This window comes from Rhodobacter maris, from assembly GCF_900217815.1.
Classification (GTDB): Bacteria; Pseudomonadota; Alphaproteobacteria; order Rhodobacterales; family Rhodobacteraceae; genus Rhodobacter; species Rhodobacter maris.
In genome coordinates, this window is the sequence record NZ_OBMT01000054.1 from 1 (window position 1) to 1,294 (window position 1,294).

The window sequence follows — 1,294 nt, forward strand, 5'->3', positions numbered from 1 at the left end:
GTTTGTCGCCATTATCTTCCCGCCGGGCGGCGGGAAGGCTCCTACTGGATCGTGGGCGATCTGCAAAACAACCCCGGACGATCTCTCTTCGTGCGTCTGACCGGTCCCCCGTTCGGGCCGGGCGCCGCAGGAAAGTTCACCGATGGCGCAACTGGCGAGCACGGCGATCTTCTCGACATCATCCGTGCGCGGACCGGGATTTCCCGCTTTCCCGATCTTCTGGCCGAAGCCCGCGCCCATCTTGGCCGTCCGCAGCCGGTGCTTCCGGATCCACCGCAGCCGAGGAAAGCCAAGGCCCCCGGCGGCACGCCCGCGTCCGCCGCGCGGCTTTTTGCGGCCTCGGTGCCGGTGCCACGCACGCTTGCAGACACCTATCTCCGTTCCCGGGGCCTGACCCAAGGCGGTTTGACAAGTGCCCTGCGCTTCCACCCGAAGTGCTGGCATCGGGAGGATGGCCAGACCCGGAGCATTCCCAGGCCGGCGCTGATCGCCGCGGTCACCGATGGGGCAGGGGGCTTGCAGGGGGTGCATCGGACCTGGCTCGCGCCGGACGGCAAGGGCAAGGCGGCTGTCAAGACGCAGCGGCGTGCCATGGGTCACCTTCTGGGCAATGCCGTCAGGCTCACCCCGCAGGAGGATATCCTCGTGGTCGGCGAGGGCATCGAGACCATGCTGTCCTTGCGCGAGGCGGTGCCGGGCCTTCCTGTCTGGGCGGCGCTATCGGCCGGTCACCTCGGGGCCGTTCTCTTGCCCGAGGGGCTGCAGCGTCTCTACATCGCCATCGACCGCGATCCGGCCGGGCAGCGCGCGGCAGAGAGGTTGAGCGCCAGAGCCATCGAGGCCGGGATCGCTTGCCATGTGCTCGAGCCACGTCTTGGGGATTTCAACGATGATCTTCTGGCGCACGGCAAGGTGGCACTGCGCGCGCATCTGGCAGATCAGATCGGGCCCAAGGATCGGCGGCGGCTTTTTCCCTGAGCCGCATCGCGCAATCGGCGGTCTGGGAGCGTGGGGCAGGGGGCATGCATCCCTGTCGTGGTTCTGGACCGTCGTCTCTGCCTCTTTCCGGGCTTTGTTTATCCACCCGTCACCCGCACGGCCTTCAAGAGATGGGCAGGCGGCCGTCAAAGGCGCCGCCCCTTCAAGGACGGTGGGCGACTGATTTCCGCCGGCGGCAAAGCCGCCTTTGCATCGCGAGACATATGTGGACACCCCCTTCGTCAAGTCTTTCCTCAAAGCGCGTCGAATCCGGTTGGGTGCTTGCATATGTCCGGCCTCGTAGTGCGGCCGGTTG

At 66.8% G+C, this 1,294-nt stretch carries 1 protein-coding gene; it reads left to right on the forward strand.

The window, feature by feature from the left end; all coding sequences use genetic code 11:
• Window positions 1-978, forward strand: a 978-nt coding sequence (locus CRO22_RS18510; protein ID WP_245861034.1) for a DUF7146 domain-containing protein, incomplete at its 5' end; no start/stop codon positions are given.
• Window positions 979-1,294 lie beyond the last annotated feature (316 nt).